Raw genomic sequence first — 15833 nt, 5'->3', positions numbered from 1 at the left:
CAATAGAAAGGGGAAAGACATGAAGAAATTAAGTTATAAAACACTGGAAGAGCAAGGATACGACGGATATTTATTAAAAGAGGCACCGGAGCGTGTTCTGCAATTTGGAGAAGGCAATTTTCTGCGTGCCTTTGTGGATTACTGGTTTGATCTGCTGAATGAGCGTGCAGGATTCAACGGAAAAGTGGTTTTATGTCAGCCGATCGGATCTGGAATGTCAGATATGATCAATGGGCAGGAAGGTCTTTATACCCTGTTTTTACGTGGATTCGAGAATGGGGAATGTATCAATTCCAAGCGCGTAATATCAAGTGTCAGCCGTTGCCTGAATCCTTATGAAGATTATCAGGAAGTTCTGGACTGTGCGAAAAATCCGGATCTTAGGTTTATCAGCTGCAATACCACGGAAGCAGGTATCGTATATGATCCGTCCTGTAAATTCGAAGATGTTCCGGCTGCCAGCTATCCGGGTAAATTGACACAGTTTTTATACGAGCGTTTTAAATATTTCGGGAATGAAAAAGGAAAAGGATTTATTATTCTATCCTGTGAATTAATTGACGACAATGGGAAAGAACTGGAAAAATGCGTACTGCAGTATGTGGATCAGTGGAAACTGGGAGATGACTTCAAAAATTGGGTGAAGGAAGAAAACATCTTCTGCTCCACACTGGTTGACCGTATTGTAACAGGATATCCGAGAAATGAAGCAAAGCAGATCTGTGAAGAACTCGGATATGAAGATAATCTGATAGATACTGGAGAAGTATTTGGATTCTGGGTAATCGAAGGCCCGGACACTCTGAAAGAAGAGCTGCCATTTGAAAAAGCAGGACTTCCGATTATTATCTGTAAGGATCACAAACCTTATAAGCAGAGAAAAGTCCGTATTTTGAATGGCGCACATACATCTATGGTTCTGGGGGCTTACCTTGCAGGACAGGACATCATCAGGGATTGTATGAATGATGATGTAATCAGCAGATTTATGAATAAAACGATTTACGATGAAATTATTCCCACGCTTACTCTGCCAGAAAGGGAACTAAAGGATTTTGCGTCTGCTGTAAGGGAACGCTTTAACAACCCTTTTGTCGATCATGCACTTTTGTCCATCTCTCTAAATTCCACTTCCAAATGGAAAGCCAGAGTGTTGCCATCTCTGAAAGGATATGTGGAGAAGTCCGGTGAGGTTCCGGCCTGCATTTCAGCTTCTCTGGCCTTCTATATTCAGTTCTATACGGGAAAGCGCCTGAAAGAAGATGCATTGGTGGGTGTACGCGGTGAAAATGAGTATGAAATCAAGGATGACCGTTTTGTCTTGGAATTCTTCGCTGCCCATAAAAACGACAACAGTGCAGATCTGGCCAAAGCTGTACTTTCCAATTCAAAATTCTGGGGAGAAGATCTGACACTGATTCCGGGGCTTTTAGAGACAGTGACAGACGATTTGGCCATGGTGAGAGAACATGGATCTTACGAAGTCATGAAGAATTGTCTTGCACGGGCATAGTTCAGAATACGGATATGCAACAAAGATAAGGGCTGTTCCCATTCGGTAAAAACCCGAATGGGAACAGCCCTTATCTTTTAGAAAATCAAGCAGTGCGATGAGCAGACTATTCTTCTCCTTGCAAAGCATCATAGCCGGATTCACCGGTACGCACTTTAATGACATTTTCTACATTATATATAAATATTTTTCCATCTCCGATATTACCGGTATACAGAGCCTTTCTGGCTTCCTGAATGACCAGATCGACAGGCACCTTACTTACTACAATCTCAATTTGTATCTTTGGAAGCAGGTTCATCTCCATCGGGACGCCGCGGTAATATTCGGTTGATCCTTTTTGAATCCCGCAGCCTAACACATTCGTCACAGTGATACCTGTGACGCCGATTTCGTTCATTGCCGCTTTCAGCGCCTCGAATTTATTTTGCTTGGTGATAATTTCAACCTTTGTAATCTTAGACGCAGATGATTCATTCCTGTCAATGTTGACATGTGTAACGGGAATGGTTTCCGCGGCAGACCTTCCTATAACAATGTCTGCTGGCGATGTATTCATTTCGCCTGAAAGATGGATATCAGATGGCATGAAATCTGCATATGCACTGACGAGACCATGTTCATGAATATCCAGACCTTCAATCTCTTCAATCTCACTCACCCGGAGGCCGATGGTATGGTCAATCAAAAAAAAGGTAATTGTAATTGTTACGGTTACCCATGCCATTACTGCGATCACACCAAGAATTTGCGTAAGCAGTAAAGAAACTCCTCCGCCATAGAATAGTCCCCCATCCACTGCAAACAAGCCGGTGAGAATGGTACCTAATGCTCCGCATATGCCGTGAACGCCTACAGCACCCACCGGATCATCAATTTTCAGTATCTTATCTACAAATTCTATTCCGAATACGACTGCGAAACCGGCAATGATTCCGATGACTGCGGCACCAAATGGAGACACCAGATCCGTACCTGCGGTTACTGCGACCAGACCGGCTAAAGAACCGTTCAGTGTCATTGACACATCGGGTTTCTTATATCGAATCCAGGTAATCATCATAACTGCAATGGAGGCCGTTGCCGCAGACATGTTTGTTGTTACGAAGATGTTTCCCATGGAAGCAAGGACGTCATCCCCTGTTGCAGAGACAGTAGAGCCGCCGTTAAAACCAAACCAGCAGAACCAAAGGATGAACACTCCCAGTGCGCCAAGTGTCAGGCTGTGGCCGGGGATTGCTTTGGGATTTCCCTTTTTATCATATTTGCCTATACGGGGCCCCAGCATCTTTGCTCCAATCAGTGCAGATATACCACCAACCATATGGACGGCTGTAGAACCGGCAAAGTCATGGAATCCTATCTGTGCCAGCCAGCCGCCGCCCCAGATCCAATGACCGGATACAGGGTATATCACCGCACTGATTACCATGCTGTAGATACAATATGCAGAGAATTTTGTCCTTTCAGCCATTGCACCGGATACGATGGTTGCTGCGGTAGCACAAAAGACCGTTTGAAAAATCAGATAAACCATAGGCGGCACACCACTGGGCAGTATGGCGGAATAATCTCCTTTTACCATAGGATCAAAGCCTCCAATGAGTGCACCGCCTCCTCCAAACATGATTCCAAATCCTAATAACCAGTAAATCGGAGTTCCAAGGGCGAAATCCATGAGATTTTTCATGATAATGTTGCCCGCGTTTTTCGCTCTTGTAAATCCTGTTTCTACCATTGCGAATCCTGCCTGCATGAAGAAAACCAATGCGGTTGCCACAAGAATCCAGAGTGTGTTGACTGATGAATACATAACTACTCCCTCCTGTTTTCTGTTTTTATTTTTAATATTCGGGATGATTTACTCAAACAAAAAGATGCCAGGGCAAAAAATGCCTTGACATCCTCGTCTAAATGAATATTACATTGTGTAAATAAAATGAGGCCAAGGCATATACCCTGACCTCATTGTCCCGAAAATTATGGTTAATATTATAATATGCTCATGTTCAAAAAGCAATACAAAAAAACAGAAATTTCAGAAATCAATTCAAAAGTAAATATTAAGATTGACAATATGAGGTTTTCATGATAGATTATTTATATCCGGTTGGACAGATGATTCCTTGATTTTACATCTGTTTCCAAGTTTTTGAATGCTCAGGGTGGAGGCTTCGTAAGAAGTCCCCACTTTTTTTATACCAAAGTATGCAAGGAAAGCTGCCGGTGGCAGGGTTCCTGCTTATGCCAAAGTAAAATAAAAAATAAAAAATGTTGACAGATTAGTTTTTATGGTGTAAGATATGTTTTGTTGTTAAGGCAACAAGATATAGAATGTGCGTTTAGCTCAGCTGGATAGAGCGTTTGGCTACGGACCAAAAGGCCGGGAGTTCGAATCTTCTAACGCACGTATAAGACCTCTAAAGTCTGTTAATTGACTTTAGGGGTTTTTCTTGTTTATAATGATAAAAAATGATAATGGTTCTGGAGGAAAAAATGACAGAAGAATTAAAGGTTTTAGAAGCACAGCAGGTTGATTCCGGTCTGATTGAAGCCCTGGAGTTATTCCGAAAAAAATACAAGACAGATGAAAAAGTAAGCCACAGAGTTGTAAAGCCTGCAATCCCCTTCTACGGAAGAGAGATACTTGAGATGTCTATCGCAGCACTTCTTGAGGGAGAGAACCTGTTGCTTACAGGTGCCAAGGCCACAGGAAAGAATGTCCTGGCAGAGAATCTGGCATGGCTGTTCGGCAGGCCTTCTTATAACGTTTCCTTTCATGTAAACACCGGCAGTGCAGAACTGATCGGTACGGATACATTTCGGGACAATGAGGTATCACTGCGTAAGGGCAGCATCTACCGTTGTGCCGAGTACGGGGGATTTGGAATTCTCGACGAGATCAATATGGCCAAGAATGATGCGGTTTCTGTACTGCATGCGACCCTTGATTACCGAAGAAGCATCGATGTACCAGGATATGATAAAATCGATCTGCATCCTGCGGCCAGATTTATCGGAACGATGAATTACGGATATGCAGGAACGAAAGAATTAAATGAAGCTCTGGTATCCAGATTCCTTGTCATTGATATGCCTTCCCAGACAGAAGAGACGTTGTCCTATATCCTGGAGCGTATGTACCCGAATATGAGAGCACGGGCAAAAGAGCAGTGGATCGGCCTGTTTCTGGATTTGCAGTTAAAAGCGGAGCACGGGGAAATTTCTACAAAGGCTTTGGATTTAAGAGGAATGACAGGGGCTATCGCTGCTATAAAGCAGGGGCTTAAGCCCACACTGGCAGCCCGCATGGGCATTACAAATAAGTGTTTTGACATCTTTGAAAAGGAAATTGTGCAGGACGTGGTGATGACACGTATACCGGAGGAGTGGACGTCAGGAGATGTCTTTGCATGATAAAGAAAGGAGCCTCCCAGTGGATGAATATAGATTAGAGCTGGAAAACAGAATCAGAAATCTGGTCTGGACCATAAGTGGAGATTACACACTGGGGATTAAGCCGGATGTGGAAAGCTTTTTGACTTCCAGAAATACTTCCATTTATGACAGCATCAAACAAGGAGCATTTGCCAAATATCTGGACCGGGAGCAGCTATCCTTGTATCTTGTGAAAAAAGTCTTTATGCAGGCACAGGAAGCACCGCTTTTAATGGTCTCATCTTTGTGCATAGAAGAGGCAGTAAAGGATCGTCTGATGGGAGAGCGCGAAGGTATTGCCGCAATTCGGAAAAAGGCCTGTGAGGAGATTCTGGACGAGGAATTCAATATGCTGACATCTTCTAATCTGGGTATGCTTAAAGCAGCCTGTTTAAGGGAGAGCCTGGACGGGCATATCGTTACTACAAAGCAGAATACCAGATGGCTGGAACTACTTCATTCCCTAAAGGATACACGGGATACCGGAAGGGTTATCCGGGTCATTGATGAACTTTATAATCAGGTTGTTGAGCCTGATTTTGAGAAGAAGAAGGGTGGTCTTGATAAAGTACTTGCGGTAACACTGGAGGAACTGAAAGAATTTTCCTGGAAAGATTATCTGTCTGAGGAGATGTATGAAGAAAATCTGGAGGTATATCTGGAGCGGATCAGCGAAACCATGACGACGTTGGATATCCGAGAGGAAAAGGAAGAAGAACCGCAGGCAAAGAACGAGGAGGAAAAGAAAAAGAAAAAAATTCTGGTAGTAGATGAAGAGGCATTGGAGAAGATGAATCTCTATGTACAGCTGAATTACGGGAAGACGTATCTGTCAAATCGGGAAGAAAAAACCGTGAATTATCAGATGTGCCGCGGAATTCATGACGAATGTAGTCTGTATTTTACAGAGGGAATTCTTCAAAATCCGGTGAAAAAGAATTACCAGCTTGAATATGCGAAAAAGTTAAAAGATAAAAATCTCAATGAATATTATGATAATCATCGGATAGTAAAGCAAAATATCCGTATTCTCACCGATATGCTGCGCAGGGCATTGACCATGCATGACCAGCAGGACATCGTCCGGACAGATTGTGGGATGATTAATCCTTCCCAGTTATGGAAGGTGGGCCGAAGCCGGGATACGAAGCTATTTCTGAAAGAAATCAAGCAGGATTCCATTAATTTTGCAGTAGATGTGCTGATTGATGCCAGCGGATCGCAGCGAAAAAGGCAGGGAAAAGTGGCTATGCAGGCGTATACCATCAGCGAGGCTTTGAGTAATCTGTCGATTTCACATCGTGTTATGAGCTTTTGCACTTTCTGGGACTATACGATATTACACCGTTTTCGTGACTATGAGGATGACAGAAAGATGAATGGGCGCATCTTCGAGTATATGACTTCTGCCAATAACAGGGATGGACTGGCCATTAAAGCGGTGGGGGCCCAGCTTGCAACACGAGAAGAGGAACACAAGATTTTAATTGTCCTAAGTGACGGAAAACCCTATGATGTGGTGGTCAACCGTCCGGGAAACAAGAATCCCGAACCTTATCGGGGGGAATACGCCGTCAAGGATACTGCATTTGAGGTACGTAAATTAAGGCAGCAGGGAATTTCAGTGCTTGGTGTATTTGCCGGTGAGGAGCAGGAGTTGCTGGCAGAACGGCGGATATTTGGTAAGGATTTTGCATATATTCGTAACATTACAGGGTTTTCAAATATTGTAGGCAGATATTTGATGCGGCAGATTGAAGATTAAGGAGGACTGTGAATTGATTGATTGTATCTTGCATTCTGTTCAGGAGACAGAAAAACTGGCAGACCAGATACTGATGGATGCCGGAAAGGAAAGCCGGTATATCCGTGAAAATGCAGCTAAAGGGGCCGCTGTGCTGTGGGAGAATCAGAGGGAAAGCTTTAAGAAAAAGGCAGAAACACAGCGTGAAGCGACCCGGTTGGATGAGAAAAAACAGGATGAGAATGCCAAAGAGGAAGTCAGACAGTATCTGGAGAAACTAAGAAAACAGGCGTATGAAAACTCGGAGCAGACGGTGCAGCAGTTGATTCGTGAGATTGTTTAGCCGGGCCTGAGAGAGGGGGGTGTCTTTATGGCAGTTTTACAGATGCAGCGAATCAATATCTGTGGATTCAGGCAGCATCGCAAAGAAATACTGGAGCGTCTTCAAAAACTGGGCTGGATGGAACTTGACCTGGATTTGGAAGATGAGCATTACGAAAAAACAGAGACGTCCGGAGCAAAGCAGGCATTTCAAAATAGAATGCATCTGGCCGAGCAGGCTCTGGAAGTACTAAGCAAATATGTACCTGAAAAGTCATCATTGCTGGCAGGATTGGAAGGAAAGACACGCCTACAGGGGGATATATATGAACTTCTAGCATCAAAACGTTCCGAATATTCTGGTATAGCCCGTGACCTTGTGGATATGGACCGGGAAATTGCAGCTCGAAATGCCTCAATACAAAAGCTTGAAAACCGGATGACGGAGTTGACCCCCTGGATGAACCTGAAAGTCCCCATGGATACGAAGGGAACGAAGAAAACAACTTTTTTTGCCGGAAGTCTGCCCTGCCTGATGGATGAGTCACAGATTCTGGGGAACCTGTCAGTGACACTCCCAAAGCCGGAGGCGTTTGAGATTGAGGTTCTTTCGCAGAATAAGGGAGTTACCTATCTGGCTGTAATGTGTATGAAAGAAAATGCCCACGGCCTGGAGGAAGCATTAAGACAGCTGGGGTTTGCAAGACCGTCCAATGTAATCGGAGAAACTCCTGACCGGGAAAAAGAACGGCTGGAAAAAGAAACGGAGAAGATTCAGTCGGAAATTATAGAACTTAAGAATAAGATTTATTTTCATGCAGGTGAACGGGAACACTTACGGCTTCTATCTGATTATTACAGAATCAGAGTGGATAAATACGAAGTTCTGGGCAAGCTTCCTCAAACCCGCAACGTATTTGCCATCAGTGGATATATTCCACAAAAGTATGCCTATACCCTTAAGGAAGAGATGGAAACACAGTATGAGGCTGTTGTTGAAATAGAAGATATAAAGGAAACAGAAGAAGCACCGGTCATCCTGCAGAACAATCGTTTTGCGCGTTCCGGTGAAGGAATCCTTACTTCATTTGGTTTTCCGCATAAAGGTGAGATAGATCCGACTTTTATTATGACTATATTTTATGTGTTTTTATTTGGCCTGATGCTGTCAGATGCAGCCTATGGGGCAATCGTTTCCATTGCCTGCGCAGTTGTATTACTTAAATTTCCGAATATGAGTAAAAACTTAAGAAAATCCTTGCAGTTATTTTTCTGGTGTGGAATTTCCACAGTGTTTTGGGGGCTTATGTTCGGCGGGTTTTTCGGTGACGCTGTCGATGTTATTGCAAAGACTTATTTTGGCGTGCATCTTGCAGAAGGAGAATCTCTGTTGCCGGCACTCTGGTTCGTACCATTAAAGGATCCAATGAAGATGCTGATATACTCCATGCTGTTTGGGTGCATCCATATGTTTACCGGTCTGGCCTTAAAAGGTTATATGTGTTTAAAAGACAAGAATTATATGGGTTTTGTGTGTGATGTAGTATTTTGGTTTTTACTGCTTCTGGGCTTGATTTTTCTTCTGCTTCCCAGCGGCCTGTTCGAATCAATATCGGGAATCAGATTTGTTTTTCCGGAAGGCGTCAATTTTCTGGCAAAAGCATTTACCGTCACCGGAGCCGCGGGGATTTTGCTGTTTTCCGGGAGGGGCAGGAAAAACTGGGCACTTAGAATCGCATTGGGGGCATACGATCTGTATAATATAACCGGATGGCTTTCAGATGTACTTTCCTATTCCAGACTTCTGGCTTTGGGGCTGGCTACGGGGGTTATTGCTTCCGTAATCAATCAGATGGGCAGTATGGTTGGGGGCGGAGTGACAGGCGCTGTAATATTTACAATTATATTTATTGCAGGACATGTCCTGAATCTGGGTATTAATTTACTGGGGGCCTATGTCCATACCTGTCGTCTGCAGTATGTGGAGTTTTTTGGTAAATTTTATGAGTCCGGCGGAAGGGAATTTATACCTTTTCGCGCAAATACAAAATATGTAGATATTGAAGGAGGGAATGGAGATGAATGAAATGGGTTTAGTTTTAGCAGTTTTAGGTGCAGTGGCGGCAGCAGGTCTTGCCGGAATCGGTTCTGCATACGGTGTGGCTGTGGCTGGCCAGGCAGCGGCTGGGGTTGTAACAGAGGATCCGTCGAAGTTCGCTAAGGTTCTGCTGCTGCAATTGTTACCTGGCACACAGGGAATTTACGGACTCCTGGTGGCATTTGTTACACTGAGCAGGATTGGCCTGCTGGGCGGTAACATGTCCACAATTTCCTGGCAGACAGGTCTTATGATTTTCTTTGCCTGCCTTCCGATAGGACTTGTCGGATTGATTTCTGCAAGACAGCAGGGTAATACATCCGTGGCATCTATTGGAATTATTGCAAAAAAACCGGAGCAGTTCGGTAAATCCATGCTGTTTCCCGCTATGGTAGAGACCTATGCAATCCTGGCTCTTTTGATCTCTATCCTGGCAGTTACCTCAATTCCTGTTTAAGGGGTAACATCAATTCAGGGAAAGGAGGTTGTACCCGTATGAGTGGATTAGATAAGATGACGCAGCAGATTCTTTCGGAAGCACAGAAAGAGGCAGAGGGCTTACTGGCGGATGCAAAAAGAGAGGAAGAAGAAATTCTGGCGCAGGGAAGAAATGAATGTGAAGCCTGGGATAAGGAGTCTTCTGACCTTCTGGATAAGGAATTAAACGAATTTCGTGCCAGGGCGGCCTCTGCCCGGGAACAGAAAAGACGCAGAGCGATATTGGAAGCGAAGCAGGAAATCATTGCAGAGATGCTTGAAAAGGTTCATAAGCGGATGTATGAGGCTGACAGCGATGAGTACTTTGGCTTTTTAAGACAGATGTTTGGGAAATATTGTCATAAAGGCGAGGGGCGGATGTTTTTGAGCGCCCGTGATCTGAAAAGAGTCCCACAGGGGTTTTTGGATTCTGTAGAGAAAATTGCAGGAGAAAAAGGCGGATCTGTCCGGCTTTCAAAAGAACCGGGTCAGATAGCGGATGGATTTCTTCTGATATATGGAGATATTGAGGAGAACTGCACGTTTGAGGCTTTGCTCCAAGCCAACAAAGGCAGGCTGATCGATCAGGCGAACCGGATGCTATGGAGGGAGTGCGATGGCTGATCATTCTTTTGTGTATGCGGTTGCACGGATTCGCTCCATGGAGACAAAGCTATTTTCGGAAAGCGAAATTGAGCAGCTGCTGGCTTGCAGGACATATGAAAATTGTGTTTCATTTTTGACGGAAAGAGGATGGGGTTTATCCGGCCAGGCTTTGGATGCGGATAGTATATTGAAGTGTGAGAGTGAGAAGACATGGAAAGCAATCAGAGAATTAAAAGTGGATATGTCTGTATTTGACATTTTATCCTTTCAGAACTTATATCATAATCTGAAAGCGGCCATAAAGGAAACTTGTACCGGTTCACCGGGCGCTAACATTTATTTTTCGAATACGTCCGTTCCAAAAGAGGAGATGATCCGCATCGTTCGGGAAAAGGATTTTAAATCACTGCCGGAACACATGCAGGAAGCCGCGAATGAGGCGTTGGAGACGATGCTTCAGACAAGAGATGGACAACTGTGTGATATCATCATAGACCGTGCCTTGCTGGAGACCATACGAAGAACCGGAGATGTATCCAAAGATGCTATGATTCGTTCGTATGCCAATATTATCGTGACGCTGGCAGACATCAGGATCGCCGTCAGGGCTGCGAAGGCGGGAAAGAACAGACAATTTTTGGAGCGGGCATTATCTCCTTGTGATGCTCTGAATCTGGATAAACTGATCCGGGCAGCAGTGTCCGGTGTTGAAGCGGTCTGCACTTATCTGATTGAAGAAGGCTTTTCCGATGCAGTCGATTGCCTGAAGAAATCCAATTCGGCATTTGAGCGGTGGTGTGATAATCGCATCATCTATACGATTCAGTCCCAAAAGTATCAGTCATTTTCCGCAGGACCGCTGCTGGCCTATGTCCTGGCCCGGGAAAATGAAATTAAGACCGTACGGATGATTCTCACCGGGAAGCAGAATGAACTTTCGGAAGATGCAATCCGGGAAAGGGTCAGGGTGATGTATGTATAAAATAGCGGTTCTTGGGGCGTATGACAGTATCTATGGATTTGCAGCGTTGGGACTGGATACGTATCCCGTGAAAGATGAGGAGCAGGCATTGAAAACTTTCCGGCAGCTGGCAGAAGATTCCTATGCCGTAATTTATATTACAGAGGCCGTGGCTGCACAGCTGTTGGAGGAAATTGAGAAATATCGTGAACAGTTTCTGCCTGCTATTATCCGGATTCCGGGCATCACCGGAAATACGGGAGCAGGCATAGAGGGAATCAAAAAGTCTGTGGAAAAGGCCATAGGCTCAGATATCTTGTTTGGTGAAAATGTAGAAAGCAGGTGATGTTGACAGATGAGTACCGGGGTTATAAAAAAGGTGGCTGGTCCGCTGGTGATTGCTGCAGGCATGCGGGATGCGAATATGTTTGATGTAGTTCGTGTAAGTGAACAGAGGCTGACAGGTGAAATTATAGAGATGCATGGGGATGAGGCATCCATCCAGGTGTATGAAGAAACATCGGGCTTAGGTCCCGGTGAGCCAGTGGAGTCTGAAGGAATTCCGCTGTCTGTAGAGCTGGGACCCGGACTGATTTCGAGTATCTATGACGGTATTCAAAGACCGTTGGATGAAATTATGAAAATATCGGGAAACAGCCTGAAGAGAGGAATCAAGGTACCGTCTTTAAACCGGGAGAAACTCTGGAAGTTTGTTCCTATTGTAAAGATTGGGGACGAAGTGGAGCCAGGCGATGTTCTTGGGACAGTGCAAGAGACGATTGTTGTCAATCATAAGATCATGGTTCCCGTCAAAATCCGGGGTACGGTAAAGGAAATCCGGACAGGAAAATACAGGGTTGATGAGGTAATCGGTATAATCGGTACCGCTGATGGAGATAAAGAAGTTACCATGATGCAGAAATGGCCGGTCCGTATAGGGCGGCCTTATCAGAAAAAACTTCCTCCCAGGATGCCGCTCATTACGGGTCAGAGAGTGGTGGACACCTTTTTTCCGATTGCCAAAGGAGGAGTTGCAGCAGTTCCTGGTCCTTTCGGAAGCGGGAAGACAGTAATTCAGCATCAGCTTGCAAAATGGGCAGAAGCAGACATTGTGGTGTATATTGGCTGCGGCGAGCGCGGTAATGAGATGACGGATGTTTTGAACGAGTTTCCTGAGTTGAAAGATCCAAAGACCGGACAATCCCTGATGCAGAGGACGGTGTTGATTGCAAACACTTCTGATATGCCCGTGGCAGCTCGTGAGGCATCTATCTATACCGGTATCACGATTGCAGAATATTTCCGTGATATGGGATTTTCCGTGGCATTAATGGCAGATTCCACTTCACGCTGGGCTGAGGCACTAAGAGAAATGTCAGGGCGCCTGGAGGAGATGCCCGGAGAGGAAGGTTATCCGGCCTATCTGGGAAGCCGCCTTGCCCAGTTCTATGAGCGTGCAGGGGATGTGATTTCACTTGGGAAAGAAGGGCGGGAAGGCGCTTTGTCTGTGATAGGTGCTGTTTCACCACCAGGCGGTGATATCTCAGAGCCGGTATCGCAGGCAACACTGCGTATTGTTAAAGTATTCTGGGGTCTGGATTCGGATCTGGCTTATAAGCGTCACTTTCCGGCAATTAACTGGCTGAAAAGCTATTCTTTATACCTGGACGATATGGAAAAATGGTTTAATAAGAATGTGGCATCTGATTGGATGATGTGCCGTCAAAAAATGATGTCTCTTCTGCAGGATGAGGCGGAACTTGAAGAAATCGTAAAAATGGTCGGAATGGATGCTCTTTCAGCAGGGGACCGCCTGAAAATGGAGGCGGCCAGATCAATCCGTGAAGACTTTCTGCATCAGAACTCTTTTCATGAAACAGATACCTATTCTTCCCTGAAAAAACAGCATCTGATGATGCAGCTGGTTCTGTCCTGGTACGAAAGTGCAGCAGAAGCATTGGGTCAGGGGGCAGGAATGAATGACCTGATTAAGCTTCTGGTCAGAGAGAAAATCGGAAGATTCAAATATGTTCATGAGGATGAATTGGAAAAAGCATTTGAGACAATCATGAAAGAAATCTACGAAGAGACAGCAGAGGTATTGGGAAGGGGGGACCTGTAACATGCCAAAGGAATATAGAACAATACAGGAAGTAGCCGGCCCGCTGATGCTGGTTCGAAATGTAGAGAATGTCAATTATGACGAGCTGGGAGAAATCGAACTTGCAAACGGAGAGAAACGCCGCTGTAAGGTCCTGGAGGTTGATGGGGGAACAGTGCTGTTGCAGCTGTTTGAAAACTCTGCGGGAATTAATCTCTCCAACAGTAAGGTAAGGTTTTTGGGGCGTTCTATGGAACTTGGAGTTTCCCAGGATATGTTGGGGCGAGTGTTTGACGGTCTGGGCCGGCCAATAGACGGAGGCCCCGAGATTTTACCTGAGGAGCGCCGGGATATTAACGGACTTCCCATGAATCCGGCAGCAAGAAACTATCCCGAAGAGTTTATACAGACAGGGATATCCGCAATTGACGGGTTAAATACACTGGTCAGGGGGCAGAAGCTTCCTATCTTCTCCGCATCAGGGCTGCCCCATGCACAGCTTGCGGCACAGATTGCCCGTCAGGCGAAGGTGCGGGGGAAAGACGAAAAGTTTGCAGTAGTATTTGCTGCCATGGGCATCACATTTGAAGAATCCAACTTTTTCATAGAAAGTTTCAGAGAAACAGGGGCCATTGACCGAACGGTTCTTTTTGTCAATCTGGCCAATGATCCTGCAGTAGAGCGTATTGCAACACCCAGAATGGCTTTGACAGCCGCTGAATATCTGGCATTTAAGGAAGGAATGCACGTACTGGTCATCCTGACTGATATTACGAATTATGCAGATGCACTTCGGGAAGTATCAGCCGCTCGTAAAGAGGTTCCGGGCCGCAGGGGATATCCCGGCTATATGTATACGGATCTGGCTTCTCTGTATGAACGGGCAGGGCGGCAGAAGGGGAAGAAGGGTTCTATAACCATGATTCCGATTCTCACGATGCCTGAGGATGACAAGACGCATCCCATCCCTGACCTGACCGGATATATCACAGAAGGTCAGATTATCTTAAGCCGGGAGCTGTACCATAAAGGTGTTACTCCGCCAATTGATGTACTTCCATCTCTGTCACGATTAAAGGACAAAGGGATTGGGGAAGGAAAAACCAGAGAAGACCATTCGAATACCATGAATCAATTGTTTTCCGCTTACGCACGGGGGAAAGACGCAAAGGAACTGATGGTAATTCTGGGTGAAGCGGCACTCTCTGATACGGATCTGCTATATGCCAGATTTGCAGAAGCATTTGAGAAGGAATACGTAAACCAGGGTTATACAACAAACCGCAGTATTGAAGAAACACTGGATACCGGCTGGAAGCTTTTGGGAATACTGCCAAAGAGTGAATTAAAGCGCATCGATGACAGGCTCCTGGAACAATATTATGTATCGGATGACAGCAGAAGTAACGGAGAGGGGTGATGCTGCATGGCAAAGACTCAGGTAAACCCGACCCGCATGGAACTGACCAGACTAAAGAAAAAACTGGTCACTGCCAGCCGTGGCCATAAACTGCTGAAAGATAAGCGGGATGAGTTGATGCGCCAGTTTCTGAACATGGTCCGGGAAAACATGGAACTGAGAAAAGAGGTAGAAGCGGGCATCCGGGCTGCGAATAAAAATTTTGTCATTGCCAGAGCGGCCATGTCTGAGGAAACACTGCACACGGCATTGATGGCGCCAAAACAGGAGGTCTATCTGGAGACGGAGAAGAAAAATGTGATGAGTGTGGAGCTTCCTGTATTTGAGTATCGGACTCGTACTGCAGATACAAATGATATCTACGCCTATGGCTTTGCATTTACATCAGGAGATCTGGATGATGCAGTAAAGTCCCTGGCCGATGTGCTGCCACAGATGCTGCAATTGGCGGAAAAGGAAAAAGACTGCCAGCTGATGGCCGCTGAGATTGAGAAAACAAGGAGACGGGTAAATGCTCTGGAACATGTAATCATACCTGAAACGAGGGAAAATATCCGGTATATCACCATGAAGCTGGACGAGAATGAGAGAAGCTCACAGATTCGGCTCCTGAAGGTAAAAGATATGATGTTGGAGAAAACACATCATTACCAGGAATAATAAAAATAAGTTTCGCTTTGTGAAACTTGTGTCTGCGGCGGCCGCAAAAGCGACTCCTCTCAACCGGAAATCTGGTCGGGAGGAGTCAATCTTTTAAGCATGTTTTGTATGTTTTTTAATGGCATCAAAGCTTTCGGAGCTGATTACATGTTCAATCCGGCATGCATCCTCAGCAGCAACCTTTGGGTCCACGCCAAGCTGAACCAGAACATCAGAAATCAAAGTATGGCGCTCGTAGATTTTAGCCGCAATTGCCAGACCGGATGGGGTCAGCTTGATATGACCGTCTTCATCCACTGTAATATGATCAGCTTCTCTCAGATGCTTCATGGCAACGCTGACACTGGGCTTTGAGAAACCCATCTCAGTTGCTATATCAATAGACCGAACAGCGGGCTGACGCTGGCTTAAGATTAAAATAGTCTCCAGATAATTTTCCGCAGATTCCTGTATCTTCAATTTGATCCTCCATTCCTTTCATTCAGAGCAGTATG

14 protein-coding genes and 1 tRNA gene are annotated in these 15833 nt (G+C 45.2%); 13 read left to right on the top strand and 2 right to left on the bottom strand.

Features of this window, described 5'->3' with window-relative positions; translation table 11 throughout:
* Positions 1–19 precede the first annotated feature (19 nt).
* Positions 20–1513 (top strand): tagaturonate reductase, encoded by a 1494-nt coding sequence (locus tag KNL20_RS10675; RefSeq protein WP_230397735.1) that lies wholly within the window; start codon positions 20–22, stop codon positions 1511–1513.
* A 106-nt stretch (positions 1514–1619) separates the two neighbouring features.
* On the opposite strand, the gene KNL20_RS10670 is transcribed toward KNL20_RS10675, so the two are convergent.
* A complete protein-coding gene (locus tag KNL20_RS10670) occupies positions 1620–3326 on the bottom strand; it encodes an ammonium transporter (protein ID WP_230397734.1) in 1707 nt (568 codons plus the stop codon).
* Positions 3327–3849: 523 nt separating this feature from the next.
* Between KNL20_RS10670 and KNL20_RS10665 the strand changes: the two genes are divergently transcribed.
* The 12 genes from KNL20_RS10665 to KNL20_RS10610 all read left to right on the top strand — a co-directional run bounded on the left by KNL20_RS10665 (position 3850) and on the right by KNL20_RS10610 (position 15339).
* Positions 3850–3923 (top strand) — tRNA-Arg (locus tag KNL20_RS10665).
* A gap of 86 nt (positions 3924–4009) precedes the next feature.
* Positions 4010–4930, top strand: coding sequence for an AAA family ATPase (locus KNL20_RS10660; RefSeq protein ID WP_230397733.1), 921 nt, complete (start codon positions 4010–4012; stop codon positions 4928–4930).
* Between the two features lie 19 nt (positions 4931–4949).
* A complete protein-coding gene (locus tag KNL20_RS10655; RefSeq protein ID WP_329957463.1) occupies positions 4950–6716 on the top strand; it encodes a cobaltochelatase CobT-related protein in 1767 nt (588 codons plus the stop codon).
* A gap of 13 nt (positions 6717–6729) precedes the next feature.
* A complete protein-coding gene (locus KNL20_RS10650; RefSeq protein ID WP_230397731.1) occupies positions 6730–7038 on the top strand; it encodes a hypothetical protein in 309 nt (102 codons plus the stop codon).
* A 27-nt stretch (positions 7039–7065) separates the two neighbouring features.
* On the top strand, positions 7066–9102 hold the full coding sequence (locus KNL20_RS10645) for a V-type ATP synthase subunit I (protein ID WP_230397730.1): 2037 nt from the start codon (positions 7066–7068) through the stop codon (positions 9100–9102).
* Entirely contained in the window at positions 9095–9571 is a 477-nt protein-coding gene (locus tag KNL20_RS10640; RefSeq protein WP_230397729.1) for a V-type ATP synthase subunit K, read from the top strand. Before KNL20_RS10645 ends, KNL20_RS10640 begins: the two co-directional genes overlap by 8 nt.
* 38 nt (positions 9572–9609) lie before the next feature.
* A complete protein-coding gene (locus KNL20_RS10635) occupies positions 9610–10215 on the top strand; it encodes a V-type ATP synthase subunit E (RefSeq protein WP_230397728.1) in 606 nt (201 codons plus the stop codon).
* Positions 10208–11179 (top strand): V0D/AC39 family V-type ATPase subunit, encoded by a 972-nt coding sequence (locus KNL20_RS10630; RefSeq protein WP_230397727.1) that lies wholly within the window; start codon positions 10208–10210, stop codon positions 11177–11179. The genes KNL20_RS10635 and KNL20_RS10630 overlap by 8 nt, the downstream gene beginning before the upstream one ends.
* A complete protein-coding gene (locus KNL20_RS10625; RefSeq protein WP_230397726.1) occupies positions 11172–11504 on the top strand; it encodes a V-type ATP synthase subunit F in 333 nt (110 codons plus the stop codon). Before KNL20_RS10630 ends, KNL20_RS10625 begins: the two co-directional genes overlap by 8 nt.
* A gap of 9 nt (positions 11505–11513) precedes the next feature.
* Positions 11514–13280, top strand: coding sequence for a V-type ATP synthase subunit A (locus tag KNL20_RS10620; RefSeq protein ID WP_230397725.1), 1767 nt, complete (start codon positions 11514–11516; stop codon positions 13278–13280).
* 1 nt (position 13281) lies between these two features.
* Entirely contained in the window at positions 13282–14679 is a 1398-nt protein-coding gene (locus KNL20_RS10615) for a V-type ATP synthase subunit B (RefSeq protein ID WP_230397724.1), read from the top strand.
* A 6-nt stretch (positions 14680–14685) separates the two neighbouring features.
* Positions 14686–15339: a V-type ATP synthase subunit D gene (locus KNL20_RS10610; protein ID WP_230397723.1), complete on the top strand. Its 654-nt coding sequence runs from the start codon at positions 14686–14688 to the stop codon at positions 15337–15339.
* 93 nt (positions 15340–15432) lie between these two features.
* Here KNL20_RS10610 and KNL20_RS10605 read toward each other — a convergent pair whose 3' ends face one another.
* Positions 15433–15798, bottom strand: a complete 366-nt coding sequence (locus tag KNL20_RS10605) for a metal-dependent transcriptional regulator (protein WP_230397722.1) — start codon at positions 15796–15798, stop codon at positions 15433–15435.
* Between the last annotated feature and the right edge of the window lie 35 nt (positions 15799–15833).

It is taken from the genome of Novisyntrophococcus fermenticellae (assembly GCF_018866245.1).
Taxonomy (GTDB): domain Bacteria; phylum Bacillota; class Clostridia; order Lachnospirales; family Lachnospiraceae; genus Novisyntrophococcus; species Novisyntrophococcus fermenticellae.
Note: the sequence above shows the minus strand (reverse complement) of the source record. Positions and strands in the feature narration are given on the sequence as shown.

What these genes read in the sequence shown, in the direction of transcription:
- KNL20_RS10615 (WP_230397724.1), top strand. Translation starts at nt 13,282, where the DNA reads ATGCCAAAGGAATATAGAACAATACAGGAAGTAGCCGGCCCGCTGATG.
- KNL20_RS10640 (WP_230397729.1), top strand. Translation starts at nt 9,095, where the DNA reads ATGAATGAAATGGGTTTAGTTTTAGCAGTTTTAGGTGCAGTGGCGGCA.
- KNL20_RS10630 (WP_230397727.1), top strand. Translation starts at nt 10,208, where the DNA reads ATGGCTGATCATTCTTTTGTGTATGCGGTTGCACGGATTCGCTCCATG.
- KNL20_RS10670 (WP_230397734.1), bottom strand. Translation starts at nt 3,326, where the DNA reads ATGTATTCATCAGTCAACACACTCTGGATTCTTGTGGCAACCGCATTG.
- KNL20_RS10635 (WP_230397728.1), top strand. Translation starts at nt 9,610, where the DNA reads ATGAGTGGATTAGATAAGATGACGCAGCAGATTCTTTCGGAAGCACAG.
- KNL20_RS10660 (WP_230397733.1), top strand. Translation starts at nt 4,010, where the DNA reads ATGACAGAAGAATTAAAGGTTTTAGAAGCACAGCAGGTTGATTCCGGT.
- KNL20_RS10645 (WP_230397730.1), top strand. Translation starts at nt 7,066, where the DNA reads ATGGCAGTTTTACAGATGCAGCGAATCAATATCTGTGGATTCAGGCAG.
- KNL20_RS10675 (WP_230397735.1), top strand. Translation starts at nt 20, where the DNA reads ATGAAGAAATTAAGTTATAAAACACTGGAAGAGCAAGGATACGACGGA.
- KNL20_RS10625 (WP_230397726.1), top strand. Translation starts at nt 11,172, where the DNA reads ATGTATAAAATAGCGGTTCTTGGGGCGTATGACAGTATCTATGGATTT.
- KNL20_RS10610 (WP_230397723.1), top strand. Translation starts at nt 14,686, where the DNA reads ATGGCAAAGACTCAGGTAAACCCGACCCGCATGGAACTGACCAGACTA.
- KNL20_RS10620 (WP_230397725.1), top strand. Translation starts at nt 11,514, where the DNA reads ATGAGTACCGGGGTTATAAAAAAGGTGGCTGGTCCGCTGGTGATTGCT.